A 23,989-nucleotide genomic window follows, 5' to 3' on the forward strand; every position below is an offset into this window, starting at 1 on the left:
GCCTAGTGGACGCGAGCAAAAACTAGAAAGTATGCTTTGTGGTCAAGTCCTCGGCCTATTAGTACCGGTCAGCTCCACACGTTACCGCGCTTCCACCTCCGGCCTATCAACCCGGTCGTCTACCGGGAGCCTTACCCCTCTCGGGTGGGAGACCTCATCTCAAGGCGAGCTTCCCGCTTAGATGCTTTCAGCGGTTATCCCTTCCGAACGTAGCCAACCAGCCGTGCACCTGGCGATACAACTGGCACACCAGAGGTTCGTCCGTCCCGGTCCTCTCGTACTAGGGACAGCCCCTTTCAAGTCTCCTGCGCGCGCAGCGGATAGGGACCGAACTGTCTCGCGACGTTCTAAACCCAGCTCGCGTACCGCTTTAATGGGCGAACAGCCCAACCCTTGGGACCTACTCCAGCCCCAGGATGCGACGAGCCGACATCGAGGTGCCAAACCATCCCGTCGATATGGACTCTTGGGGAAGATCAGCCTGTTATCCCCGGGGTACCTTTTAGCCGTTGAGCGACACCGCTTCCACACGCCGATGCCGGATCACTAGTCCCAGCTTTCGCTCCTGCTCGACCCGTCAGTCTCACAGTCAAGCTCCCTTGTGCACTTACACTCAACACCTGATTGCCAACCAGGCTGAGGGAACCTTTGGGCGCCTCCGTTACCCTTTAGGAGGCAACCGCCCCAGTTAAACTACCCACCAGACACTGTCCCCGATCCGGATCACGGACCAGAGTTAGACGTTCAAAACGACCAGAGTGGTATTTCACCAATGACTCCACCCGAACTAGCGTCCGAGCTTCCCAGTCTCCCACCTATCCTACACAAGACGCTCCAAACGCCAATGTCAAGCTGTAGTGAAGGTCCCGGGGTCTTTCCGTCCTGCTGCGCGAAACGAGCATCTTTACTCGTAGTGCAATTTCGCCGGGTCTGTGGTTGAGACAGCGGGGAAGTCGTTACGCCATTCGTGCAGGTCGGAACTTACCCGACAAGGAATTTCGCTACCTTAGGATGGTTATAGTTACCACCGCCGTTTACCGGCGCTTAAGTTCTCACCTTCGCCAACTCACGCTGACTAAGCGGTCCCCTTAACGTTCCGGCACCGGGCAGGCGTCAGTCCGTATACATCGTCTTACGACTTCGCACGGACCTGTGTTTTTAGTAAACAGTCGCTTCCCCCTGGCCACTGCGACCCCCACCAGCTCCAGGCGCAAAGCCCATCACCAGCAGAGGTCCCCCTTCTCCCGAAGTTACGGGGGCAATTTGCCGAGTTCCTTAACCACAGTTCACCCGATCGCCTTAGTATTCTCTACCTGACCACCTGAGTCGGTTTAGGGTACGGGCCGCCACAACACTCACTAGAGGCTTTTCTCGGCAGCATAGGATCATCCACTTCACCACAATCGGCTCGGCATCACATCTCACCCTGCATGTGTTGCGGATTTGCCTACAACACGGGCTACATGCTTACCCCAGGACAACCATCGCCTGGGCTGGACTACCTTCCTGCGTCACCCCATCGCTTACCTACTACCCGATCGGACCGAGCGTTCAGCCTGACACCCGCCCCGAAGGGCCGGCCGACTTAAGGACTCTTAGCATCACGAGGTTCAGTATGGGCGCATTGAAGCGGGTACGGGAATATCAACCCGTTGTCCATCGACTACGCCTGTCGGCCTCGCCTTAGGTCCCGACTTACCCTGGGCGGATTAGCCTGCCCCAGGAACCCTTGGTCATCCGGCGCGAGGGTTTCTCACCCTCGATTCGCTACTCATGCCTGCATTCTCACTCGCACAGCCTCCACGACTAGATCACTCTGCCGCTTCACCGGCTGCACGACGCTCCCCTACCCATCAACCCTCCCAAAGAGGATCAATGCCACGACTTCGGCGGTGTGCTTGAGCCCCGCTACATTGTCGGCGCAGAATCACTTGACCAGTGAGCTATTACGCACTCTTTCAAGGGTGGCTGCTTCTAAGCCAACCTCCTGGTTGTCTCTGCGACTCCACATCCTTTCCCACTTAGCACACGCTTAGGGGCCTTAGTCGGTGATCTGGGCTGTTTCCCTCTCGACTACGAACCTTATCGCCCGCAGTCTCACTGCCACGCTCTCACTTACCGGCATTCGGAGTTTGGCTGACGTCAGTAACCTTGTCGGGCCCATCGGCCATCCAGTGCTCTACCTCCGGCAAGAAACACGCGACGCTGCACCTAAATGCATTTCGGGGAGAACCAGCTATCACGGAGTTTGATTGGCCTTTCACCCCTACACACAGATCATCCCCCAGGTTTTCAACCCTGGTGGGTTCGGTCCTCCACCCAGTCTTACCTGAGCTTCAACCTGCCCATGCGTAGATCACTCCGCTTCGGGTCTACAGCATGCGACTCAAACGCCCTATTCAGACTCGCTTTCGCTACGGCTCCCCCACACGGGTTAACCTCGCCACACACCATAACTCGCAGGCTCATTCTTCAAAAGGCACGCAGTCACATCACAGCCGATCCGAAGACCAGCTAAGCTCCTACGGCTTGTAGGCACACGGTTTCAGGTACTATTTCACGACCCCTCACCGGGGCACTTTTCACCTTTCCCTCACGGTACTCGTGCACTATCGGTCATCAGGGAGTATTTAGGCTTACCAGGTGGTCCTGGCAGATTCACACAGGATTCCTCGAGCCCCGTGCTACTTGGGATCCCCTCCAGAAGCCTTCAAGGTTTCGTCTACCCGGCTCTCACGGTCTACGGCAGCCCTTCCCAGAGCTTTCAACTACCCCAAAGGTTTATAACTTCTCGAAGCAGCGGCAGCCACTTCAGGCGGGTCCCACGACCCCGGACATGCAACGCCTGCCGGCTATCACACACGCCCGGTTTAGCCTCATCCGCTTTCGCTCACCACTACTCACGGAATCACTCTTGTTTTCTCTTCCTACGGGTACTGAGATGTTTCACTTCCCCGCGTTACCACCAACCGCCCTATACATTCAGGCGGAGGCAACACCACATGACTGGTGCTAGGTTTCCCCATTCGGACATCCCCGGATCAACGTCTGGTTGGCGACTCCCCGAGGCTTAACGCAGCCTCCCACGTCCTTCATCGGCTCCTGATGCCAAGGCATCCACCGTGTGCCCTTAAAAACTTGGCCACAAAGATGCTCGCGTCCACTATGCAAATCTCAAACAACAAACAGCAACCACATCCACACCAGAGAGACTTCTCTGACGCTTCAGTGGCCCTGTGCTCCGAAGAAGACGAGCGCAACCAATGTGCCCGTTCCTTCAGGACCCAACAGTGTGTCCGACCAGTCCCGGCCTTCTCGACGCCCGTTCCCACTCCCGTTCTCCCCGAAGGAAGACAGGCGGTACTAGCGCGCAGACGACCAGGCCTGGTCGAGTAGCCAGTGCTCCACTAGTGAGCTGTCACCCCACCACACGCTCGGTGGTGACGGGTGAGAGTGCTCCTTAGAAAGGAGGTGATCCAGCCGCACCTTCCGGTACGGCTACCTTGTTACGACTTCGTCCCAATCGCCAGCCCCACCTTCGACCGCTCCCCCCAGCAAGCTGGTTGGGCCACGGGCTTCGGGTGTTGCCGACTTTCGTGACGTGACGGGCGGTGTGTACAAGGCCCGGGAACGTATTCACCGCAGCATTGCTGATCTGCGATTACTAGCGACTCCGACTTCATGGGGTCGAGTTGCAGACCCCAATCCGAACTGAGACCGGCTTTTAGGGATTCGCTCCACCTCACGGTATCGCAACCCTCTGTACCGGCCATTGTAGCATGTTTGCAGCCCAAGACATAAGGGGCATGATGACTTGACGTCATCCCCACCTTCCTCCGAGTTGACCCCGGCAGTCCCCCATGAGTCCCCAACCACCCGAAGGTGTTGCTGGCAACATGGAGCAAGGGTTGCGCTCGTTGCGGGACTTAACCCAACATCTCACGACACGAGCTGACGACAGCCATGCACCACCTGTCACCCAGCCCAAAAGGGAAGCCCCATCTCTGGAGCGGTCCGGGTGATGTCAAACCTTGGTAAGGTTCTTCGCGTTGCGTCGAATTAAGCAACATGCTCCGCCGCTTGTGCGGGCCCCCGTCAATTCCTTTGAGTTTTAGCCTTGCGGCCGTACTCCCCAGGCGGGGCGCTTAATGCGTTAGCTCCGGCACGGAACCCGTGGAAGGGTCCCACACCTAGCGCCCAACGTTTACAGCGTGGACTACCAGGGTATCTAATCCTGTTCGCTCCCCACGCTTTCGCTCCTCAGCGTCAGGTAAGGCCCAGCAAGCCGCCTTCGCCACCGGTGTTCCTCCTGATATCTGCGCATTTCACCGCTACACCAGGAATTCCACTTGCCCCTACCTACCTCTAGCCGGCCCGTATCCACCGCAGACCCGCAGTTAAGCTGCGGGCTTTCACGGCAGACGCGACCAGCCACCTACGAGCTCTTTACGCCCAATAATTCCGGACAACGCTTGCGCCCTACGTATTACCGCGGCTGCTGGCACGTAGTTAGCCGGCGCTTCTTCTGCAGGTACACGTCAACTTCGTCCCTGCTGAAAGAGGTTTACAACCCGAAGGCCGTCATCCCCCACGCGGCGTCGCTGCGTCAGGCTTCCGCCCATTGCGCAATATTCCCCACTGCTGCCTCCCGTAGGAGTCTGGGCCGTGTCTCAGTCCCAGTGTGGCCGGTCGCCCTCTCAGGCCGGCTACCCGTCGTCGCCTTGGTAGGCCACTACCCCACCAACAAGCTGATAGGCCGCGAGCCCATCCCCAACCGAAAAACTTTCCACCACCATCCGATGCCGGAGGCGGTCATATCCGGTATTAGACCCAGTTTCCCGGGCTTATCCCAGAGTCAGGGGCAGGTTGCTCACGTGTTACTCACCCGTTCGCCGCTCGAGTACCCCGAAGGGCCTTTCCGCTCGACTTGCATGTGTTAAGCACGCCGCCAGCGTTCGTCCTGAGCCAGGATCAAACTCTCCAAACAATGTCTGTTATACAGCTTGTCCGGATGAATCATCCAAGCAAGAATCCGTCAAAAATGACGGGGTCATACATGTGTGATGCACATGCACTGGCTTTTAACACACTGTTGAGTTCTCAAGAAACGGACGCGTACTTCCTCACCGGAATCCCTTGCGGGCCCCGCCTCGGAGGCGTTTCGTTTCGTCTTCGTTGTGTCTTAATTCTTTCAGCCGTTCAAGTCTCTGTCAAATTGACCGGACTTGCTCGACCTGCTGGAATTAATCCGCACCCCGTTTCCGGGGCAACCCCTCTAACTTACCAGCCGATTCGCATGGACGAGTACGTCCACCGAAGCGGAGGTGTCTGGAGGTCGTCCCCGAAGTGAGGCCGGCGATCACTGCCGTCCTCTCGGGACTGGTGAACTCTATGTACGGTCCTCGCAACCGTCAAATCGACGGCTCCTCCCGCGTACTCGGGGTAGGAACCGGGCGTGCGAGATCAACCCCTACCCAGGGCACTCATCATTCTCGTGGGCATCGGCGGTGCGGTGGTCACCCTGTTCGGCCTGCGCGAGGTCAGTTCGATCATCGGGCCTGTCGTGCTGGCGCTGGTCCTCGTCATCGCGGTCGCGCCCGTGCGCAGCTGGCTCGCCGCCAGAAAGGCGCCCGCCTGGCTGCAGGTGGCCGTGCCCTTCCTGATCGTGGTGATGGTGCTGCTGGCCATGGTGGGCATCCTGACCATCTCGATCATGCAGCTCACCTCGTTGCTTCCCAGGTATACGCACCAGTTCCAGCAGTTGCTCGAGGAGGCGCAGAAGCAGGCGGCCTCGTACGGGCTCAGCAGCAGCGTGCTCAACCGGGCGCTGCAGACGTTCGACCCTGGCACGCTGCTGGGGGTGGCGCAGACCTTGCTGGGGAGCCTGGTCGGAGCCCTGACGGGGCTGTTCCTCATCGTGGTGCTGTTGCTGGCGATGTGCCTGGACGCGCCGATCACGGCGAAGATACTCGCCGCCGGCATGCGCAACCGAGGACAGTTGGTGACGGCGTTGGCGACGTTCGCGCACAAGACGCGGCGTTATCTGATCATCTCCACGATTTTCGGGTTGCTCAACGCGGTGCTCGACGTCATCGCGCTGTCCATTCTGGACGTGCCGCTTCCGCTGCTGTGGGGGGTGCTGGCGCTCATCACCAACTACATCCCGAACGTGGGGTTCGTGATCGGGCTCGTGCCGCCCGCGATGCTGGCGCTGCTGGACGGCGGGGTGAAGACGATGGTGCTGGTGATCATCGCTTACGTCGTCATCAACGTCGTCACGCAGTCGTTCATCCTGCCCAAGTTCCTGGGGGACGCGGTGGGGCTCTCGACGACGATGACGTTCATGTCGTTGTTGTTGTGGACGTTCGTGCTCGGGCCGCTGGGCGCGATTCTGGCCATTCCGTTGAGTTTGCTGGCGCGGGCGTTGCTGATCGACAGCGATCCGAGTGCGAAGTGGGCGGCGGCGCTGGTGTCAGGCAAGGTGCCGCAGGACGGATGAGGCCGGCGGGGGCACCGGTGAGGGTGGGGCCAGGGTGCGCAAGGAGACGCCGCTCAGGCGCTTGACCTCGTGGGAGAGGTGGGCCTGGTCGGCGTAGCCGGCTTCGGCGGCGACGGTGGCGAGCGGGACACCGGCGCGGGCCAGGCGCAGGGCGCGCTGGAAGCGGACGATGCGCTGCAGGGTTTTCGGGGCGTAGCCGAAGGCGGTCAGGCTGCGGCGGTGGAGCTGGCGTTCGCTGAGGCCGAGGTCGCGGGCCACCTCTGACACCGACCGGCCGAGCCGGAGGGCGCGGGCGATGAACGGGGCGGCGGGGTCGGCCGGCCGAGCGGAGTCGGGCAACCGGGCGCAGTCGGGCAAGCGGGCCGAGTTGGTCAAGCGGGCGGCAGGGTCGGGCAGCCGAGTGGAGGCGGTCGAGCCGGCCGGGGCGGCTGAGTGGGCGGCTGAGCGGCCGGGGGTGGTCAGGTGGGTCAGCAAGGTGCGGGTCGCGGCGGCCAGGGCGGCGTGCCTCGTGGCGAGGTCGGGTGGGGTGCGGGTGGCGGGGAAGGTCGGCTCGGACTGGAGGGCTGGCTGGGGGTGGGACGTGGCGAAAGAGGCGGGGGGAGGTGTGGTGAAGGCGGCGGGGTCAGGGGTCGTGAAGGGGGCGAGGAGGGCGGCGGTGGGTAGGGCGGGCAGGGGGATGCGTTGGTCGCGGAGGGTGTGGAGGGGGACGCCGAAGAGGTCGGACGCCGCGCCCGGCCGGAACCGGACGCCGACGAAGACGTCTCCGGCCGTCATCTCCGTCGGCATGGGGCCGGTGTCGGGACCGGCGACGAACAGGCCGCCGGGGCCCCAGATGAGGTCCACGCAGGCGTCGGGCACCACGAGCTGGGTGCTGCTCGACTCGCTGACGTGATGCCAGTGGCAGGCGACGCGGGCGGCGAGGTCGGGTGCCGGCGGCCGTTCCTCGTACATGCCTTCAACGTACGGGACGGCGCCGACAGGAAGTGCGTCAGGAGGACGGGAGCCGGCCGTACGCGCGGAGGGTCCTGAGGGTGTGGACCGTGACGTGGCCGCCCCATTCGTGTTCGACCAGGGGTGTCCACATCTGCCAGTTGCCGCTCCAGCCGCCCTCGGCGGACTGTCGGGCGAGGAGCGCGTCGAGGTGACGGTCCAGGACGTCCTCGCCGAAGAGCGGCAGCCGGAGCGGGGCGGGGGCGAAGTCGAGCGGGAAGTGGGCGGCGCCGGGCGCGCCGGGATCGAAGGCGACCGTGGCGAGGATGGCCTCGCGCAGCCGCGCGAACTCGCGCTCCGCACGGTCCCGTTCGGGCGTCAGGTCGAGGAAGGTCACGATGGCGCGGGCCTCGTACGGGTTCGGCTCCGTCACGGCGGCGATCGCGGACCAGCAGAACGCGGTCGCGGGGCCCAGCCACGGATGGCTGACGCCGTGCTTGTGGAGCAGCCCGGCGATGGACGCCGTCGGCACGAGGCTGCCGGGCGGGTCGTCCCCGGTCTGCCACCAGGGCGCGCGCGGGTCGTTCCGTACGGAGGGCAGGACGAACGGCACCCCTCCGTCGGCGGCGGTCACGCGGGCGAGGTAGTCGCAGGCGGCGGGCACCATGGGCGAGTCGAAGGCGTCCAGCTCGTCGAGGATCCAGAAGGCCACCTCGACCGGCTCGGGCTGGCTGCCGGGGCCGCGCAGGTCGGGTTCGAGGGCGTGCCCGAAGCCGCCGTCGGGGTTCTGGTAGCAGCGCAGCGTCTCCAGCACCCGCAGGCGGTCGCCGTCACGGAAGAGCGCGGCGAAGCGCAGCCGGTCGAGGAGCCTGGCGTTCAGGTGAAGGTAGTTCTCGGCGCGATCGAGCACGTCCATCGTCAAGGTCCTTTCGCGAGCGGGTCCGTCACCAGGACGCTAGCCGCCGCCTCTCGCCGGGTTCTTGTCGGAATCGGACGCGAGCGGCGGGCGGAAATTGCGTTGCCCGGTCGCGAGGGGCGCTCCTAGGGTGGCGCCATGACCTCGATGTTCTGCTGCCAGGTTTTCATCCGCATCCGCCGCGGCCGGGCTCTGGCCCGCTAGCGGACGCGTCGAACACGAGCTGAGGCAGCGCGTCCGCACGCGTGCCCAGGGCCCTTCGAGACCTGTTCACTCTCGAGGACCCGAAAGGGCAGTGCTGTGGCGCAGAATTTCGCGCACGGAAACTATTCACACACTCAGAAGAAGGCCAGGAACAGCGGCGGCGACCGTACGCCCCGGGATCGGGCGCGGCGCACGCTCTCGCAGAACTTCCTGGTGGACCGGCGTGCCGTCGATCTGGTCGTGAAGGCCGCCGCGCCGGAGGGGCTGGTCCTGGAGCCGGGGCCGGGCGAAGGGGCGCTCACCTTCGCGCTGGCGGAGGCGGGGGCCCGCGTCCTCGGCTACGAGCTCGATCCGCTGCTGGCCGGGCGGCTGGCCGCGCGCACCCGTTCCGACCCGAGGATCGAGGTGGTCAGGGGCGACTTCACGGCGGCGCGGGCGCCGCGCGAGCCGTTCGCGGTGGCGGGGAACATCCCGTACGCGGCCACGTCGCGGATCGTGGACTGGTGCCTGCGGGCGCCAGGACTGACCGGGGCGACGCTGCTCACGCAGCGCGAGTACGCCCGCAAGCGGACCGGCGACTACGGCCGTTGGAGCCTCGTCACGGTGGAGTCGTGGCCGTGGTTCGACTGGCGGCTCGGCGACCCGATCGGCAGGGAGAGCTTCCGTCCCGTGCCGTCGGTGGACTCGGCGATCCTGCTGATCCGGCGGCGGCCTGAGCCGCTCGTCCAGGGCCATCGCTCCTGGCAGGAGCTGGTGGAGCTGGGCTTCGGCGGGGCCGGCGGGTCGGTGCGCGCCTCGCTGCGCGCCCGTTACGAAGGGGTGGACGCCGCGCTGCGCGCGGCGGGGGTGGACCGCGACGCCGTCGTGGGCCACGTCCACCCCGCCCAGTGGGTGACGCTGTGGGAGCGGCTATGCCGCTGAGGTGACCTTGGCCTGCTCGGACGAGCGGGCCAGGGCGGGGGCCGTCGCGTCGCGGCGGCCCCACGGCATGGCCAGCAGCAGGATCGGCAGCAGCACGATCGAGGCGCGCGACCACAGCGAGTGCAGGTGCCACCAGGTGTTGGTGTCGAACTGGGTCATGTAGAGGTAGCCGTAGCCGGTCCAGAGCGAGACGGCGAGGATGGCCGGCCAGGCGAACCTGGTGGGCCGGGCCACCAGGAACGGCATGAACCACAGGAGGTACTGGGCGCCGAGGCGCGGCGTGACCACCATGAAGATCAGCAGGATGGCGGTGGTCATGTCGATCGGGTCGGCCCGCCGCCACAGGAGAATGGCCGCGATCACGCAGACGTAGATGAGGTTCGTCCCGAACGAGGCCAGGTCGTCGCGGAGCGCCCAGTCGCCGCCGGTGAACCACGGCGTCCAGCCGTATTCGCCGACGATCGGCCGGATGGACCGGATGGTGTCGATGACCTTGGGGAGATCCTCGATCGCGGTGCCGGCGAAGACCGGCAGCGTGACGAAGAAGAACAGCGGCACGGCGCCGGTGGTGAACAGCGCGACGATGCGTGAGCGCAGGTTGGGCAGGAGCAGCAGCATGCCGGGGACCAGCCAGATGGGCCAGCTCTTGGCGCACAGCGCGAGGCCCATGAGCACGCCGGCGAGCGCCCCGCGCTTGAGGTGGGCGCGGTCGTCCGGGCCGGGCTTCAGCGCGCGGTGCAGCAGGCCGCCGGGGCCGAGCACGCGCAGGGCCGCGGCCTTCAGCCCGTGGGCGGCCAGGCCGGCCCGCGCCCTGCCGACGACGTCGGTGGTGATGCCGGGCCGTTCGGGCGCGCCGGGGCCGCGGGCGACCACGAAGGCGGCCACGCCGAACACCAGCGCCACCGGCTCGACCTGGCCGTGCACGCAGGCGACGAGCAGGGCGAGCGGGTTGAGCGCGTACTGGAGGGCGCGCAGGTTGGCCTTGGGGCCGCCGGCCAGCTTGGCGACCAGCGGGATGAGCACGATGTCGGCGACGACGGTGACCAGGCGACCGGCGTATTCCCAGGGGATGCCGAGCCAGAGCAGGATGCCGTAGACGTAGGGGATGGTCGGCAGGAAGTGCCAGCCGCCCTCGCTGGCCAGCACGGGGTCCTGGCCGCGGAGCACCGCCTCGCCCGCGGGCTTGAAGCTCTCGACGAAGTCGACGGGCTGCCAGGTGTCGATCGCCGAGGTGAACATGATGAGCAGCCGCACGGCGACGCCGACCGCGATGGCGACGGCGAGCGGCGGGCGCCAGTCGCGCCACTGCGCGACGAGAGCGGACAGGACACCGGCGACGAGGACGATCCCCGTGAGGACTGCGTAATCCATGGCGGAACTAGCCTGCCGTATCAATCTGGGTGCTGCCACCTGGGCTTCCGATTCTTATCCCCGACATGCCGACACGTATCGCGATACGACCTCACCCTGTGTGTTCAACTTTTTGCATGGGGGGATCGCAGGTCAACCAGGCACTGGTCAGGCTCTATTTCGAGGTGAGGGATGGGCTGCACGACCCCGTCGCGGCGTGGGCGAAACTCACAGGGAATTCTCAGCAGTACGCCGGGACGCGCGGCGAGCGGCGGGTTCCGCTCGACGACGGCACCGCCGCCGAGATAGCCGCGGCGGCCATCGTGCACACGGCGGCCGAGCACGGTCGCGAGCGGGTGGCGGCGCTGGCGACCTCGCCGCTGGCGGAGCTGGTGGGCGGGCTGGGCGGGGCGGTGCTGACCGAGCATCCGTGCGCGCCCGAGCAGGTGCTCGGGAGGAGGTTCGGTGGCGCGCCGCGGGCGGAGGAGTGGGCGCGGGCGGCGTACGTGCTGCTGTGGGGGGAGAACAACCGGCTGGCGCGGACCGCGGACACGCCCTGGGTGATCGCCGGGCGGTACAAGGGGCAGAAGGTGGTCGCGATCGGCACGCATCCGACCCGGCTGTCGGACGAGACGCTGGTGGTGCGGCCGGGCACGGACGGCGCGCTGGCGATGGCCATGGGGCACGTGCTGCTCAAGGAGTTCTTCCTGGACCGCACGCCGTTCGACGCGCACGCGGCGGAGTTCACGGACCTGCCGTTCCTGGTGCGGCTGCGGGAGCGGGAGGGCGCGTACGTGCCGGGCGAGGCGACGGGGCAGGTGTGCGACCGGCTCAGCCTGTACGACCGTGAGGGGCCGGACGAGGCGGTGGAGGTGCTGCTGCCGCGCTTCGACGACGGGCCGGGCGTGCTGCGGCGCGGCGTGCCGGTGCTGCGGGACGGGGATGAGCTGCTGACCACGGTGTTCGACCTGCTGCTGGCCGGTTACGGGGTGGTCAGGCCCGGTCTGCCGGGCCGGTGGCCTGACGGGTACGGCGACCGTGCGGAGCCGTACACGCCGGCCTGGCAGGAGGCGTGCACGGGCGTGCCCGCCTCGCGGGCGGTGAAGATCGCTCGTGAGCTGGGGGTGACGGCGGAGAAGACGGACGGCCGGTGCGTGATCGTGCCGGGCCGGCTGGACACGCCGCACGCCGACACCGCCTACCGGGCGATGCTGGCGCTGCTGGTGCTGACGGGGTGCGGCGGCGGGTGGGCCCAGGTGGGCACGGCGGGGATCCCGCTGGTGCCGTACCTGTGCCTGCACGCCTGTGGCGAGGACCGCTCGGACGTGGGGGCGCTGAGCTGGGCGCTCGCCGAGGGCCTGTTCGCGCGCCGCACGTCGCGGTCGGTGCTGCTGGAGGCGGTGCGCGACGGCTGGCCGATGGCTCCGCCGCCGCGCGTGCTGGCGCTCCCCCGGCCGATCTATCCGCTGCCGCCTGACGTGGACCTGCTGATCGGGCCGGACGATCACTGCGACCTGGCGCCGCCGAGCCCTGAGCTGGTGGGCGCGGCGGTCGCCAGGCTGGGCGGGCGCCCGTCCCCGGCCGGGCCTGCCGGCCGGGCCGTGGACGGGCGCATGCGGTTGCTGGTGGACCACGCCTGGATGCGCGAGTTCGGCGAGGCCCTGCCGGTCTACCGGCCGCCGGGTCTCGGCGTGCCGCTCAAACCGACGCAGCTGGTCAGAAACCGGCGGTGATCCTGGTGAAGTCCCAGTCGGACTGGGAGATGCCGCTGCAGTTGGACGTGACGCCGCCGCCGGGGCAGCCCCGGTCGCGGTTGACGGCCCAGTACGCGAGCCTGGTCAGGCCCTTGGACTTCGCCCAGTCGCGGATCTGCGTCCAGGCGGCGGTGGTGGTCAGCTCCTGCTGGTCGGACAGGCCGTTCATGCCCGAGATGCCCATGTGCGCGTACGCCTGGGCGTCGGTCCAGCCGTAGGCGTTCTTGAGCGCGTTCTTCAGGCCCTCGGAGGCGTTGACGGTGTCCTGGTAGATGTTGGAGCTGCCGAAGTCGAACGGCATGATGGTGAAGTTGTCGATCGGCACGCCGAGCGCCCTGGCCTGGTTGATCAGGCGGACGCCGTGCGAGTTGGGGCCGGTCGTGGTGGTGCCGAAGGTGACGACGGCCTTGACGTTCGGGTTGTTGGCCTTGATGATCTTGATGCCGTTCAGGATGCGGTCCTGGACGGTGTAGTTCTCGAACTCGTCGGTGTTCTCGATGTCGAAGTCGACGACCGCCGGGCCGACGGCGTTGATCACCTGCTGCACGGCGCCGGCGAACGCCTCGGGGCTGCCGCAGTTGGGGCCGAGCTTGTTGCCCTGCCAGCCGCCGAAGGAGATCTGGACGCTGCCGCCCTTCGACTTGATCGTGTTGATCGCCTGCTGGTCGGCGCCGCCGGTCAGGGCGCGGTTGCCGTCCCAGGCGGGGGTGCAGCCGCCGCTGGAGAGGATGAACGCCATCGTGAACGACTTCACGCCGGTCGCGTCCATGACGGTGGCCGGGTTGGGCGGGTTGCCCCAGCCCATGTAGAGGTAGGGGGCGCCGGCCATCTTCGCCGGGTTGCCGGTGCAGCCGCTGGTGGTGGCGGTGGCGTCCCGGCCGGCCGACTCGCCCGCCGAGTTGTACGCCTTCACGGTGTAGGTGTGGGTCGTGCACGCGCCGAGGCCGGAGATCGTCGCGGACGTGCCGGTGACCTGCGCCTTCTGCGTCGAGCCCTCGTAGACGCGGTAGCCGGTGACCGTGCCGGAGGAGGCGCCCCAGCTCAGCGAGACGCTGGAGTTGGTGACCGAGGTGCTGACCGTGCCGGGCTGGCCGGGCGCGCCGGTGTTGCCGCCCGAGGTGGTGGCGGTGACGGAGTTGCTGACGCCGGAGAGGTTGCCGGCGGCGTCGCGGGCCCGGACGGTGTAGGTGTAGGCGGTGTTCGCGGCGCGGCCGGTGTCGGTGTAGGTGGTGCCGGTCACGGTGGTGACCAGGCTGCCGCCCCGGTAGACGTTGTAGCCGGTGACGCCGACGTTGTCGGTGGAGGCGTTCCAGGCGAGCGAGACGCTGCTGGAGGTGACGCCGGTCGAGCGGAGGTTGCCGGGCACGGACGGCGCGGTCGTGTCGGTGCCGCCGCCGGTGGAGACCTTCCAGAGGGCGGGGACGTTCGGCGGCTCCCAGCCGGGCTGGGAGGTGTGGCCCTGGAGACAGACGTAGTCGACGCCGTTGTAGGTGACGACCGCGCCGGTGGCGTAGGCGGTCCACGGGGCCCAGGCGGCGGCGAGCAGCCGGGCGCTCTGGCCGGCCGTCTGGCTTTCCGCGTGGGCGACCGGGAGGCCGGCGCCGGTCAGCGCGAGGACCGCGCAGGCGAACGATGCGGCGAGTCTGCTGCGAAATCTCATGGCATTCCCTGGAGGTGCGGCTTGACGGTCTTGCTGAAGGACCAGTTGGCGCTGGCGTCCCAGTTGATGGACCAGGTCATCGCGCCCCGGATGTCCGGGTACGCACGGGGCGGCGTGAAAGATCCGCAATTGGTACGCCGAGCCAGGCAGTCGAGCGCCTGGTTGACGAGGGCGGGGGTGACCACGCCTCCGCCGGCCGCGCCCGGCCCGGCGGGCAGGCCCAGCGCCACCTGGTCGGGGCGCAGGCCGTTCTCGAGCTGGATGCAGGCCAGCGCGGTCATGAAGTTGACGGTCCCCTGCGTGTACGCCTGCGCCTGGTCGCAGCCGAGCATGGAACCGGAGTTGTAGAACTGGGTGTGGACGACCGTGAGGATGTCCTTGATCGACAGGGCGAGCTTGAAGTACTCCATCCCGGTGGACTGCATGTCGATGGTCTGCGGGGCCATCGTGATGATCAGGTTCGCGCCGGCCTTGGCGCGCAGCGACCGGAGTGCCTGGGCCATGTACGTGGCGTTGAGCCCGTTCTCCAGGTCGATGTCCACGCCGTCGAAGCCGTAGCTCTGCATGAGGGCGTACACCGAGTCGGCGAAGCGGGTCGCGGCCGCCGCGTCGGCGACCTGCACCCGCCCGGCCTCGCCGCCCACGGACAGGATGACCTTCTTGCCCCGCTGGTGCAGGGCCTGGACGTCGGCCCTGAACTGGGCGTCGGTGTAGCCGCCGAGCGCGGCCGACAGGCCGGCGTCCACGGCGAAGGCGACCTGCCCCGCGGTGGCCGTGGCCTCGCCGAACGCGACGGCGACGAGGTCGTACTCGGCGGGGACGGCCGAGAGCCTGAGCTCGGTCGCGGCGTTGACGAAGTTGTGCCAGTAGCCGGTGAGGAAGTGCTTCGGCAGGGTGCCGCCGCTTCCCGTGCAGCCGGTGGTGGTGGCGGTCACGGGGTCGCCGGCCGCCGACTCGCCCTCGCCGTTGTACGCCTTGACCGTGTAGGTGTGGCTCTCGCAGGTTCCGAGGCCGCCGATCGTCGCGGTCGTGCCGCTGACCGTGGCCTTGACAGTGGCGCCCTCGTAGACGCGGTAGCCGGTGACCGTGCCCGAGGACGCACCCCAGGTGAGGGTGATCGAGCCGGTCGTGGAGGTGGCGGAGGCGGCGCCCGGCCTGCCGGGCACCCCGGGTGACGGTCCGCCGCCGCCGCAGGGTGATCCGTTGAGTGTGCAGCCGGTGATGCCGGGGAAGCCGCCGGGGCTGCCGTTGAAGCCGAAGCTGGCGCTGCCGCCGGCGGGGAGTGCGGGGGCCCAGGACGGGTTGGTGAAGGTGTAGTGCTGGCCGCTCCTCGTCATGACCGCGTCCCACGCGGACGGGATCGAGTAGCCGGCGGGGACGTCGAACTGCACGTTCCAGCCGTTCATGGCCGTGGTGGTGGCGTTGGTGACGGTGACCTTGCCCTCGAAGCCGGAGCCCCAGTCGGAGACCTTCGTGAAGGTCGCCGTCGCCGTGGCGGCGTGGGCGGGGGCCGGGGCGGCGATGAGAGCGAGGACGAGGCTGGCGAACGCCAGGAGGGTCGCGCGTTTTCTCACGGGCTCTTCCTTACGGGGGGTGACGTGCCGTACGCCTCGCGCCGGGGGGTGAGAGAGCGAGCCGTACGGCACGAGCCACGCGTTTTGCGGGGGCTGTAAGGTTTTGTCCGGTTGGTCGTTTACTGTTAGGAAAGTTTCCTAAGAGTTGTGGGCCGATCGTAGCCTTGACACCTCGCCCTTACAAGGCCCAAAAAAGGGGCGCTCCCTGTTACCTTCTTCCGCCGGCGCTCGTCATGGGATCGACGAGTGAAAAGAGGACAGGAATGCTGACCACCATCATGTACGTGACGATCTACGTCACCGACCAGGACCGCGCGCTGGAGTTCTACGCCGGAGGACTCGGGCTGGAGAAGCGGATCGACGTCACCGGGCCCGACGGCCGGTTCCTCACCGTCGGCGTGCCCGGCAGCCCGGTGCAGATCCTTCTGTGGTCGCACGCGGCGGGCGCAGGGCAGCCGGGCGGCGCGGACCGGGACGGCGCGCCCGGCCCGCTGATCCTCGAATCCGACGACCTGCGCAAGGACTTCGAGATCATGCGCTCGCGCGGCGTCACCTTCGAGGAGCCCGAGCCCGAGGACTATCCGTTCGGGGTCCGCGTCGAGGCGGTGGACCCCGACGGCAACCGGATCTCCCTCCGCCAGCAGCGGAAGCCGTGACCGCGCACCCGTCCGGCCTCGTGACCGAGGCGTTCGAAGCCCAGCGCGATCGGCTGCGCGCCCTCGCCTACCGCGTGCTGGGCTCGCACGCCGACGCCGAGGACGTGGTCCAGGAAGCCTGGGTGCGCCTCTCCCGCCAGGACGAGGCGGCCATCGGCAACCTGGCGGGGTGGCTGACCACGGTGGTCGGCCGGATCAGCCTGGACGTGCTGCGGTCCCGCCAGGCCCACCCCGAGACCGCGTACGGGCACGAGTTCGCGGACCTCGTGGTGACGCCCGCCGACGAGCCCGCACCGGACGAGCAGGTGGCGCTGGCCGATTCGGTCGGCTTCGCCCTGCTCGTCGTGCTCGACTCGCTCACCCCGGGCGAGCGCCTGGCGTTCGTGCTGCACGACATGTTCGCGGTGCCGTTCCACGAGATCGGCCACATCCTGGGCAAGTCCGCCGACGCCGCCAAGATGATCGCCAGCCGCGCCCGCCGCAAGGTCCGGGCCGCGGACCGGCCGGCGGGCACGGGCCGCGAGCACCAGGAGGTCGTCCAGGCGTTCCGCGCGGCCGCGGCCGGCGGCGACTTCGAGGCGCTCCTGCGCGTCCTCGACCCGGACGTGCGGCTGACCGTCGACACCCCCGGCGGCCTGGTCGTCACCCTGGGCGCCACCGAGGTCGCGGCCGGCGCCCGCAGGTTCGCCGGCGAGGTCGCCCGCCAGCGCCCGGTGCTGGTCAACGGCGTTCCCGGCCACATGTCCTGGCGGGCCGACGGAACGCCGCTCTCCGTCATCGCCTTCACCGTCGACGACGGCCGGATCACCGGCATCCACATCGTCGTCGACCCGGCCAAGCTCGCGGCGATCCACCTGGCCTGAGCTCCCGCCGTACGGGATCGTACGGCGGGAGGTCATGGCAGGTCAGGGTTGCTGGGTGATCCTGACGTCGTCGATGCCGGCCTCGACCAGGGAGGCGGTGCCGGCGTCGGCGGCGTCCACGACGATGCGGACGGTCTGGCCGGCGAAGGCGGTCAGGTTCGCGGTGGCCGTGGCCCACGCGCCGTTGCGGTTGGAGGCCGCGCCCGCCTGGTTGAGCACGGTCGAGGTCGAGCCGCCCACCACGCGGACCCGCAGGTAGTCGGCGCTGGAGGCGTTCGAGCCGTGCGCGAGGTACCACGACAGCGAGAGGTTGAGCGTGCCCGAGGCGGGCAGCGTGATCGGCGGGGACTGGATCGTGGTGACGCCGCCGTCCACGTCGTAGTCACCGGCGGCGGTGCCCGCGAGACGGCCGGTCACCAGGTCGTTCGTGCCGCTGACGGTCGTGCCGAGCTGCTTGGCGCCCGAGGACGAGGTGTCCTGGGGGTCGCCCCGCTCCCACTGTCCGGACGTGGCGGTGTCGGTGCCCGCCGGGTTGACGGTCCAGCCGGTGGCGGTCTCGAACGTGTCGGAGTAGACGGTCACCGGCGGCGTGCCGGTGCCGCAGTACTGGCTCTCCTTGCCGATGATCCGGTAGACGCAGTCGGAGTATTCGAGGAAGCGGAGCACGGCCTCCCGGTTGCGGGTGGTCTGCGGGACGATCTGCTCGTCGGGCGGGTAGAAGCCGGGGCTGGCGCCGGTCGGGTACATCTCGAACGTGAAGCTGAAGATCTTGTACTGGCCCCACAGCCAGTCGTCGATGGTGCCGTCGGTGATGTAGAGGTCGCTGGCCTGCTGCGGGGTGTAGCTGTTGGTGGAGGCCATGTTCTGGCCGAGCGTGGCGTGCGCGTCACGGTCGTCCTGGGTGAGGCCGGGCGCGGTGTTGTTCAGGGTGTAGCCGTACGGCCAGAGCACCAGCTCGCTGTAGGTGTGCCAGTCGATGTGCGACTTGAGCTGCTGCACGCCGCCGATGACGCGGCTGCGCACCCAGTCGGCCGTCGCCCGCACCTCGGGGGCGGACTCGGCGCTCGGGCCGCGGTAGGTCTCGCTGGAGGTCGTGCCGGAGGAGCCGCCGCAGCAGCCCCAGTTGTAGGCCCAGTTGCGGTTGAGGTCGGTGCCGACGGCCGAGGAGCCCGAGTTGGGCTGGCGGTTCTTGCGCCAGGAGCGGTAGCTGCCGGTGGCGATGTCGTACTCGCCGCCGTCGGGGTTGAGGTCCGGCATGATCCAGATCTCGCGGGTGTTGACCAGGTTCGTGATCCGGGAGTCGGTGCCGTAGTTGTCGGCGAGCAGGTGCATGATGTACAGCGCCATCTCCACCGTCAGGTGCTCACGGGCGTGCTGGTGGGCGGTGAACAACACCTCGGGCTCGGCCTCGTCCGTGCCGACGTTGTCGCTGATCTTGACCACGCGCAGGGCGCGGCCCTCGTACGAGGTCCCGTACGTCGACTGGCTGACGATGTTCGGATGGGCCGCGACCAGGGCGTTGATCTCGGCGTTCATCTCGGCGTAGTTGTGGTACGCCGAGTCGGCGGGCGGGAAGTCGAACGCCTCGACGCCGGACGGCGCCGCCGGCCGCGGCACCTCCACGACCCGGTAGCCGAGCTTCCTGATGGCGGCCACCTCCGCCGTGGTGGCCGTGACCAGCACCGAGCCGGTGGCCACCTCCTCGATGGCCGCGCCGGTCGCGGCGACGGCGCTGCGCTGCTGCGCGTCGGACGGCCCCTGCACGCGGTACTGCTTGTTGGGCGGGGGCTCGGCGGCCGCCCCCACGCCCGTCATGCCGGTGAGGCCGACGAGGCAGAGGGCGGCGAGCAGGATGACGAAACGGCGTATCACCTGGTCCTCCTAGGGCGCTCGGGATGGGATGGTGCCGGCGCCTGAACCGAGAGTGAAGATCTGCCGATCGCCCGCAAAGGCCCAAAGTTGCGGACATCCGGATTCCTGACAGGTGACTGTCAGGACCATGCCTGGATGTACCGTGTGAGGCGTGTTCTTCGGCATCACCGATTTCTGGGCCTACGTGATCGGAGCCTTCCTGATCATCCTGCTCCCCGGCCCCAACTCGATCTACGTCCTCAGCTTCGCCGCGCAGCACGGTGTGCGGCAAGGCTATCGGGCCGCGGCCGGCGTGTTCGTCGGCGACACGGTGCTGATGTTCCTGGCCGCCGCCGGCGCGGCCTCCCTGCTGCGCTCCAACGCCGTCCTGTTCACGATCGTCAAGTACGCGGGCGCCGGCTACCTCGCGTGGATCGGCTTCCAGATGATCAGGGACGCCTGGCGTTCCTGGCGGGCGCGAGGCGCCGAGGCCGTCCCGGCGAAGGCGGCGGAGGAGGCGGTGGAGCGGGTTGTGGAGAGCCGGCCGCGGCCGTTCCGCAAGGCCCTGGCGATCAGCCTGCTCAACCCGAAGGCGATCCTGTTCTTCGTCTCGTTCTTCGTGCAGTTCGTGGATCCGGCCTATCCGGCGCCGGCGCTGTCGTTCCTGATCCTCGGCGCGGTGATCCAGGTCTTCAGCTTCCTCTACCTGACGTCGCTGATCTTCGGCGGCACGTTCCTCGCCGCCCAGTTCCGCAGCCACAAGCGGCTCAGTGCGGGGCTGACCTCGTGCGTCGGCGCGGTCTTCCTGGGGTTCGGCGCGAAACTGGCCACCGCGTCACTGAGCTGAGTCACTGGGCTGAAAGTTCGGTTCAAGGACATGCTGGTTCGGTAGGGCACAGATGGAGCGTGGCGAAAGAGGCGGTCGCACCGCCGGCCCTCGGGTACGGTAGGCCACCGGCGTGCTTCCCGGGACGCCGGTGCGGTGCCCGCCTCGGTAAGTGCGAGCGGTCCATCAGGGTAGCCCTGGTCCCTCGAAGCCCGGGTAGTCGCTGATCGTCGGCCTATCTGCGGAGCAGTCTTGAACCATCCGCCCGTGACCCTCCCCCGCCTCGGCGCCCTCGCCCGCGAGGCGGCGCCCAAGCTGCTCGAAGCCGTGGTCGCCCCGCTGGCGGTCTTCTACCTCGCCATGGTGGTCCTCGGGTTCAAGTGGGCGCTGATCGCCACCGTCGCCTGGGTCTACCTCGGTGTGGCCTGGCGGCTCGTCCGGCGGGTGAAGGTGCCCGCCACCATGTTCCTCGCGGCGTTCGCGATCACCGTGCGCGCCCTGGTGTCGTTCTGGACCGGCACCTGGATGTGGTTCTTCATCCAGCCCGAGCTGGGCACGATCTGCATCAGCATGGCGTTCCTCGCCTCCGTGCGGCTCAACCGGCCGCTGGTGCAGAAGCTCACGCTCGACTACATCCACCTGCCGTCGGCGGTGCTGAAGCACGAGCGCATCCGCCGGTTCTTCGCCAGGATCACGCTGCTGTGGGCGTTCGTGCTGCTGATGAACTCCACGCTCAGCATCGCGCTGGCCGTCTACGAGAGCCTGGGCGGCTCGCTCGGCGCGTTCATGATCCTGCGCACCTCGGCGGTGGCCGTGATCAGCGGGCTGGCGATCGCGTTCTCGATCTGGGCGTTCAAGCGGGTGCTGCGCCGGCTGCACGTCGCGCACGCCTGAGCGGCGCCGTTCAGGGGGAGCTCGTTCAGGGGGAGCTCGTTCAGGGGGAGCTCGTTCAGGGGAGCTCCACGACGAGCTCGTAGCCGCCGTCCACCGCTCCGGCGGTGAGCGTGCCGCCCGCCAGGCGGGCCCGTTCGGCGAGGCCCGTCAGCCCCATGCCGCCCCGCCTGGCGACCGGCCGGCCGCGCGCGGGCCCGTTGCGCACGCTCACCCGGCGGGGGCCCACCGAGATCCGCACGGCGGCCCCCGGCGCGTGCTTGGCCGCGTTGGTGAGCCCTTCCTGGACGACGGCCCCTGCCAGCGCGGGCGGCGGCCCGGCGGCCACGTCGAGGTCGATGGTCATGCCGGAGTCCCTGGCCCGGCGGACCAGCTCGGTCACGTCCTCGTCCACGGGCGCCAGCGGCGCGGCGTCGGCGTCCTCGCGCAGCAGCCCGATGATCTGCCGCAGCCGCTCGGTGGCGTCGCCCGCCGCCTCCCGCAGCTCCCCCGCCGCCCGCGCCTGCGCCGGGTCGAGGCCGGGGGCCAGCTCCAGCCCGGCGGCCCGGACCGCGATCAGGGCCAGGTCGTGGCCGAGCGAGTCGTGCATCTCCCGCGCGATCCTGGCCCGCTCGCGCAGCCGGGCCTGCGCCTCGGCAGAGAGCCTGGCCTGGCCCCGCTGCCGGATCACCAGCCGCCGCACCAGCCCCATCAGGTACGGGATCAGATAGGTGCCCACCAGCCCGGTCACCATCGACACCCACAGGGCGAGGTCGCCGCCCGCCGCGAGCACGACCGCCACGCCGACCGCCGCGATGAGGCCGAACGCGGCGACCGGCCGCCACGGCCCGGCCTCCCGCCGTCCGGTCAGGTAGGCGTACCCCATGATGAACGGCGAGGCCGGCACCAACGGGAGGATCTTGACCCCGGTCCGGGGCAGCAGCCAGCTCAGGTCCACGGTGGCGAACCCCTCGCTGAAGCGCCACGGGCCGAGCGGCAGCAGCAGCACCAGGGCGACGAGCGGCCGCCGGCGGCCCACCAGCACCACCGCCGACGCCAGGGCGAGCCGCGGCCCGGTCACCATCCCGAACGCGGCCGGATCCTTGAAGGGATCGGGCCCCATGGCGGCGACGAAGGCGCACAGCAACATCCAGAGCAGCAGGTCGACGACCACCTCGCGGCGGCTCTCCCTGCGGATCGACGGCGGAACTCTCACGCCGTCGACCCTATGGGGGCCGGGTGGAGGCCCGCCCTCGTCCTCAGGCAGGAAGCGACCCTGACGAAAGTCAGGGTAGGGCGCGTGGCACCGTCCTGGTAGTGCTAGCCCCACCCCCGATTCGCCTACCTCCACTCCTGCGCCGGCCTGCGCGAACGGGTTGGATCGAAGGTGTCGGCCGGGGCGGGCGGCACCGCCCCCGACGAAAGTCGGGGGCACCGGCTGCCGATCGGCCGATGTGCCATGACCAGCGGAGTTTCTAGCTTCATGAGCTACGGCCCTGACCCGATTAGGGGACGGGTCCGCGTTCGACCGGGGGCATCCCCGATGCCCCGGGACCCCGCGTACCGAGACGCTGTCCGTGTGCCGTGAAGATCGGAGTCAACGCCCCATGTCACATGCCATCCTCGACCTCGTCCAGCAGGTCATGTCATCCCCTTGGTTGTACGTGGCCCTGTTCGCCCTGGCCCTGCTCGACGGGTTCTTCCCCATCGTCCCGGCCGAGACGTCGGTGATCACGGCGGGGGTGTTCGCCGCTTCCGGGGAGACGAACCTCGCCCTGGTGATGGTGGTCGCGGCGCTCGGCGCGTTCGCGGGCGACCACGTGTCGTACCTGATCGGGCGCCTGTCCGGCGGGCGGCTGCGGGACAAGAAGGCGTTCGTCTGGGCGCGCGGCGCGCTGGAGGAGCGGGGCGGTCTGGTGCTGGTCGTGGCCAGGTACATCCCCGGCGGCCGGACGGCGACCACGCTCACCATGGGCGCGGTACGCCACCCGCTGCGCTCGTTCACCTTCTTCGACGCGATCGCGGCGAGCTCGTGGGCGGTCTACTCCGGGCTGATCGGGTTCTTCGGCGGGATGGCGTTCGAGAACGACCCCATCAAGGGCCTGCTGCTGGGCCTCGGCATCGCGGTGTCCGTCACGGCGGTGGTCGAGATCGTGCGGTGGGCGCGGAAGCGCCGCGCCATCCAGCCTTCCCCGGAAGGTCTTCCCGCGGACACGTCCGTTTGACCCTGTCCGGCGACCATCCGATTCGAGAGGAGTGCGCATGACTGTGCTGGCCGCGGCGATCGCCCTGGTCGGGTCGCTGTTCTTCGCGCTCGGCGCCGCCCTTCAGCAGTTCGAGGCCGCCGGCTCGGCGAAGCCTGGGCTTCTCGCCCTGCTGCGCCGGCCGCGCTGGCTGATCGGCGGCGCGTCCATCCTGGCGGGTGGCGGCCTGCACATCGTCGCGCTCGGGCTCGGCCCGCTCACCGTGGTGCAGCCGATGGGCGTGGCGAGCCTGCTGTTCGCCCTGCCGCTCGCCGCCGCGCTGCACGGCCGCCGGCCCACCCGCGAGGAGCTGGGCGCGGCGGCGGTCGTGGCGGCCGGGCTGGTCGGGCTCGTGCTGATGGTCCCGGAGTCCGAAGGGCCGACCCGGCTCGACCCGGACGGCGTCCTCGTCCTGCTCGGCGTGGCCGGGATCGCGGCGGTGCTGCTGTGGGCCGGCGCCAGGGCGGCCGCGCCGGCCTGGCGGGCGGCGCTGCTGGCCACCAGCTCCGGCGTCCTGTACGGCGCCACCGCCACTCTCATGCGGGTGCTCGTCGACGGCGGCTGGAACTGGTGGTACCTGCTGGCCCTGCCGGTGCCCGCGCTGCTCGCGCTGATGATGCTGCAGCGGGCCTACGCCGTCGGTCACTTCGGCGTGTCGTTCGCCTCGCTGCAGGTCGCCGATCCGCTGACGGCGGTGGCGTTCGGCGCGCTGCTGCTCGGCGAGCCGCTGCCCACCGGGGCCGTCCCGGTCGTGGCCGCGCTGCTGACCGCCGCCGGCACCGTCGCGCTGGCGCGTACCAGTCCGCTGGAGGCGCGCAACGATCTCGCCTGACCCCGTTCCCGGCTCGTCGTCCCCTGTTCCCCCTCCGGCC

The 23,989-nt window shown here is 68.5% G+C and carries 16 protein-coding genes and 2 rRNA genes; 9 read left to right on the forward strand and 9 right to left on the reverse strand.

Annotated elements, in window-relative coordinates:
• Positions 1-38: 38 nt before the first annotated feature.
• Both SMD20_RS20800 and SMD20_RS20805 read right to left on the reverse strand, forming a co-directional pair.
• Positions 39-3,144: ribosomal RNA gene (locus tag SMD20_RS20800) — 23S ribosomal RNA — on the reverse strand.
• A gap of 320 nt (positions 3,145-3,464) precedes the next feature.
• A 16S ribosomal RNA gene (locus SMD20_RS20805) occupies positions 3,465-4,987 on the reverse strand.
• Together the 16S and 23S rRNA genes form the textbook arrangement of a ribosomal RNA operon.
• 507 nt (positions 4,988-5,494) lie before the next feature.
• On the opposite strand from SMD20_RS20805, the gene SMD20_RS20810 reads away from it, so the two are divergent.
• The gene (locus SMD20_RS20810) at positions 5,495-6,499 is read left to right on the forward strand and encodes an AI-2E family transporter (RefSeq protein ID WP_329583632.1); all 1,005 of its coding nucleotides are present in this window, start codon (positions 5,495-5,497) and stop codon (positions 6,497-6,499) included.
• Here the strand turns inward: SMD20_RS20810 and SMD20_RS20815 are convergent.
• Positions 6,473-7,450, reverse strand: coding sequence for a DUF6597 domain-containing transcriptional factor (locus SMD20_RS20815; protein ID WP_329583634.1), 978 nt, complete (start codon positions 7,448-7,450; stop codon positions 6,473-6,475). The genes SMD20_RS20810 and SMD20_RS20815 overlap by 27 nt on opposite strands.
• Positions 7,451-7,487: 37 nt before the next feature.
• Positions 7,488-8,345 carry a hypothetical protein gene (locus tag SMD20_RS20820; protein WP_329583636.1) on the reverse strand — a complete coding sequence of 286 codons (858 nt, stop codon included), beginning with the start codon at positions 8,343-8,345 and terminating at the stop codon, positions 7,488-7,490.
• Positions 8,346-8,645: 300 nt separating this feature from the next.
• On the opposite strand from SMD20_RS20820, the gene erm reads away from it, so the two are divergent.
• Positions 8,646-9,470, forward strand: coding sequence for an ErmE/ErmH/ErmO/ErmR family 23S rRNA (adenine(2058)-N(6))-methyltransferase (gene erm, locus SMD20_RS20825; protein ID WP_329583639.1), 825 nt, complete (start codon positions 8,646-8,648; stop codon positions 9,468-9,470).
• On the opposite strand, the gene SMD20_RS20830 is transcribed toward erm, so the two are convergent.
• Positions 9,459-10,841, reverse strand: a complete 1,383-nt coding sequence (locus SMD20_RS20830) for a hypothetical protein (protein WP_329583641.1) — start codon at positions 10,839-10,841, stop codon at positions 9,459-9,461. The genes erm and SMD20_RS20830 overlap by 12 nt on opposite strands.
• Before the next feature lie 116 nt (positions 10,842-10,957).
• Here SMD20_RS20830 and SMD20_RS20835 point away from each other — a divergent pair, with 116 nt between their 5' ends.
• Complete coding sequence (locus tag SMD20_RS20835; RefSeq protein WP_329583644.1) at positions 10,958-12,553, forward strand: molybdopterin-dependent oxidoreductase; 1,596 nt, start codon at positions 10,958-10,960, stop codon at positions 12,551-12,553.
• Here the strand turns inward: SMD20_RS20835 and SMD20_RS20840 are convergent.
• Positions 12,537-14,234 (reverse strand): fibronectin type III domain-containing protein, encoded by a 1,698-nt coding sequence (locus SMD20_RS20840; RefSeq protein WP_329583647.1) that lies wholly within the window; start codon positions 14,232-14,234, stop codon positions 12,537-12,539. The two genes, SMD20_RS20835 and SMD20_RS20840, sit on opposite strands and share 17 nt — an antisense overlap.
• A complete protein-coding gene (locus SMD20_RS20845; protein ID WP_329583649.1) occupies positions 14,231-15,808 on the reverse strand; it encodes a chitinase in 1,578 nt (525 codons plus the stop codon). The genes SMD20_RS20840 and SMD20_RS20845 overlap by 4 nt, the downstream gene beginning before the upstream one ends.
• Before the next feature lie 263 nt (positions 15,809-16,071).
• Between SMD20_RS20845 and SMD20_RS20850 the strand changes: the two genes are divergently transcribed.
• Both SMD20_RS20850 and SMD20_RS20855 read left to right on the forward strand, forming a co-directional pair.
• Positions 16,072-16,464, forward strand: a complete 393-nt coding sequence (locus SMD20_RS20850) for a VOC family protein (protein ID WP_329583651.1) — start codon at positions 16,072-16,074, stop codon at positions 16,462-16,464.
• On the forward strand, positions 16,461-17,327 hold the full coding sequence (locus tag SMD20_RS20855; RefSeq protein ID WP_329583654.1) for a sigma-70 family RNA polymerase sigma factor: 867 nt from the start codon (positions 16,461-16,463) through the stop codon (positions 17,325-17,327). The genes SMD20_RS20850 and SMD20_RS20855 overlap by 4 nt, the downstream gene beginning before the upstream one ends.
• Before the next feature lie 42 nt (positions 17,328-17,369).
• Here the strand turns inward: SMD20_RS20855 and SMD20_RS20860 are convergent, their stop codons facing one another.
• The gene (locus tag SMD20_RS20860; RefSeq protein WP_329583656.1) at positions 17,370-19,199 is read right to left on the reverse strand and encodes a M14 family zinc carboxypeptidase; all 1,830 of its coding nucleotides are present in this window, start codon (positions 19,197-19,199) and stop codon (positions 17,370-17,372) included.
• Between the two features lie 151 nt (positions 19,200-19,350).
• On the opposite strand from SMD20_RS20860, the gene leuE reads away from it, so the two are divergent.
• On the forward strand, positions 19,351-20,025 hold the full coding sequence (leuE, locus tag SMD20_RS20865) for a leucine efflux protein LeuE (protein ID WP_329583658.1): 675 nt from the start codon (positions 19,351-19,353) through the stop codon (positions 20,023-20,025).
• Between the two features lie 246 nt (positions 20,026-20,271).
• Positions 20,272-20,898: a VC0807 family protein gene (locus tag SMD20_RS20870; RefSeq protein WP_329583660.1), complete on the forward strand. Its 627-nt coding sequence runs from the start codon at positions 20,272-20,274 to the stop codon at positions 20,896-20,898.
• Positions 20,899-20,953: 55 nt separating this feature from the next.
• Here the strand turns inward: SMD20_RS20870 and SMD20_RS20875 are convergent, their stop codons facing one another.
• On the reverse strand, positions 20,954-22,090 hold the full coding sequence (locus tag SMD20_RS20875) for a sensor histidine kinase (RefSeq protein WP_329583662.1): 1,137 nt from the start codon (positions 22,088-22,090) through the stop codon (positions 20,954-20,956).
• A 391-nt stretch (positions 22,091-22,481) separates the two neighbouring features.
• Between SMD20_RS20875 and SMD20_RS20880 the strand changes: the two genes are divergently transcribed.
• Together SMD20_RS20880 and SMD20_RS20885 are read left to right on the forward strand one after the other, a co-directional pair.
• The gene (locus SMD20_RS20880; RefSeq protein ID WP_329583665.1) at positions 22,482-23,099 is read left to right on the forward strand and encodes a DedA family protein; all 618 of its coding nucleotides are present in this window, start codon (positions 22,482-22,484) and stop codon (positions 23,097-23,099) included.
• Between the two features lie 37 nt (positions 23,100-23,136).
• Positions 23,137-23,949, forward strand: coding sequence for a DMT family transporter (locus SMD20_RS20885; protein WP_329583667.1), 813 nt, complete (start codon positions 23,137-23,139; stop codon positions 23,947-23,949).
• The last annotated feature ends 40 nt before the right edge of the window (positions 23,950-23,989 follow it).

The sequence above is a fragment of the Nonomuraea sp. LP-02 genome (assembly GCF_036289125.1).
Taxonomy (GTDB): domain Bacteria; phylum Actinomycetota; class Actinomycetes; order Streptosporangiales; family Streptosporangiaceae; genus Nonomuraea; species Nonomuraea bangladeshensis.

Coding starts and splice junctions, on each gene's coding strand:
- SMD20_RS20885 (WP_329583667.1), top strand. CDS start 23,137: ATGACTGTGCTGGCCGCGGCGATCGCCCTGGTCGGGTCGCTGTTCTTC.
- SMD20_RS20815 (WP_329583634.1), bottom strand. CDS start 7,450: ATGTACGAGGAACGGCCGCCGGCACCCGACCTCGCCGCCCGCGTCGCC.
- SMD20_RS20830 (WP_329583641.1), bottom strand. CDS start 10,841: ATGGATTACGCAGTCCTCACGGGGATCGTCCTCGTCGCCGGTGTCCTG.
- SMD20_RS20820 (WP_329583636.1), bottom strand. CDS start 8,345: ATGGACGTGCTCGATCGCGCCGAGAACTACCTTCACCTGAACGCCAGG.
- SMD20_RS20835 (WP_329583644.1), top strand. CDS start 10,958: ATGGGGGGATCGCAGGTCAACCAGGCACTGGTCAGGCTCTATTTCGAG.
- SMD20_RS20840 (WP_329583647.1), bottom strand. CDS start 14,234: ATGAGATTTCGCAGCAGACTCGCCGCATCGTTCGCCTGCGCGGTCCTC.
- SMD20_RS20880 (WP_329583665.1), top strand. CDS start 22,482: ATGTCACATGCCATCCTCGACCTCGTCCAGCAGGTCATGTCATCCCCT.
- SMD20_RS20850 (WP_329583651.1), top strand. CDS start 16,072: ATGCTGACCACCATCATGTACGTGACGATCTACGTCACCGACCAGGAC.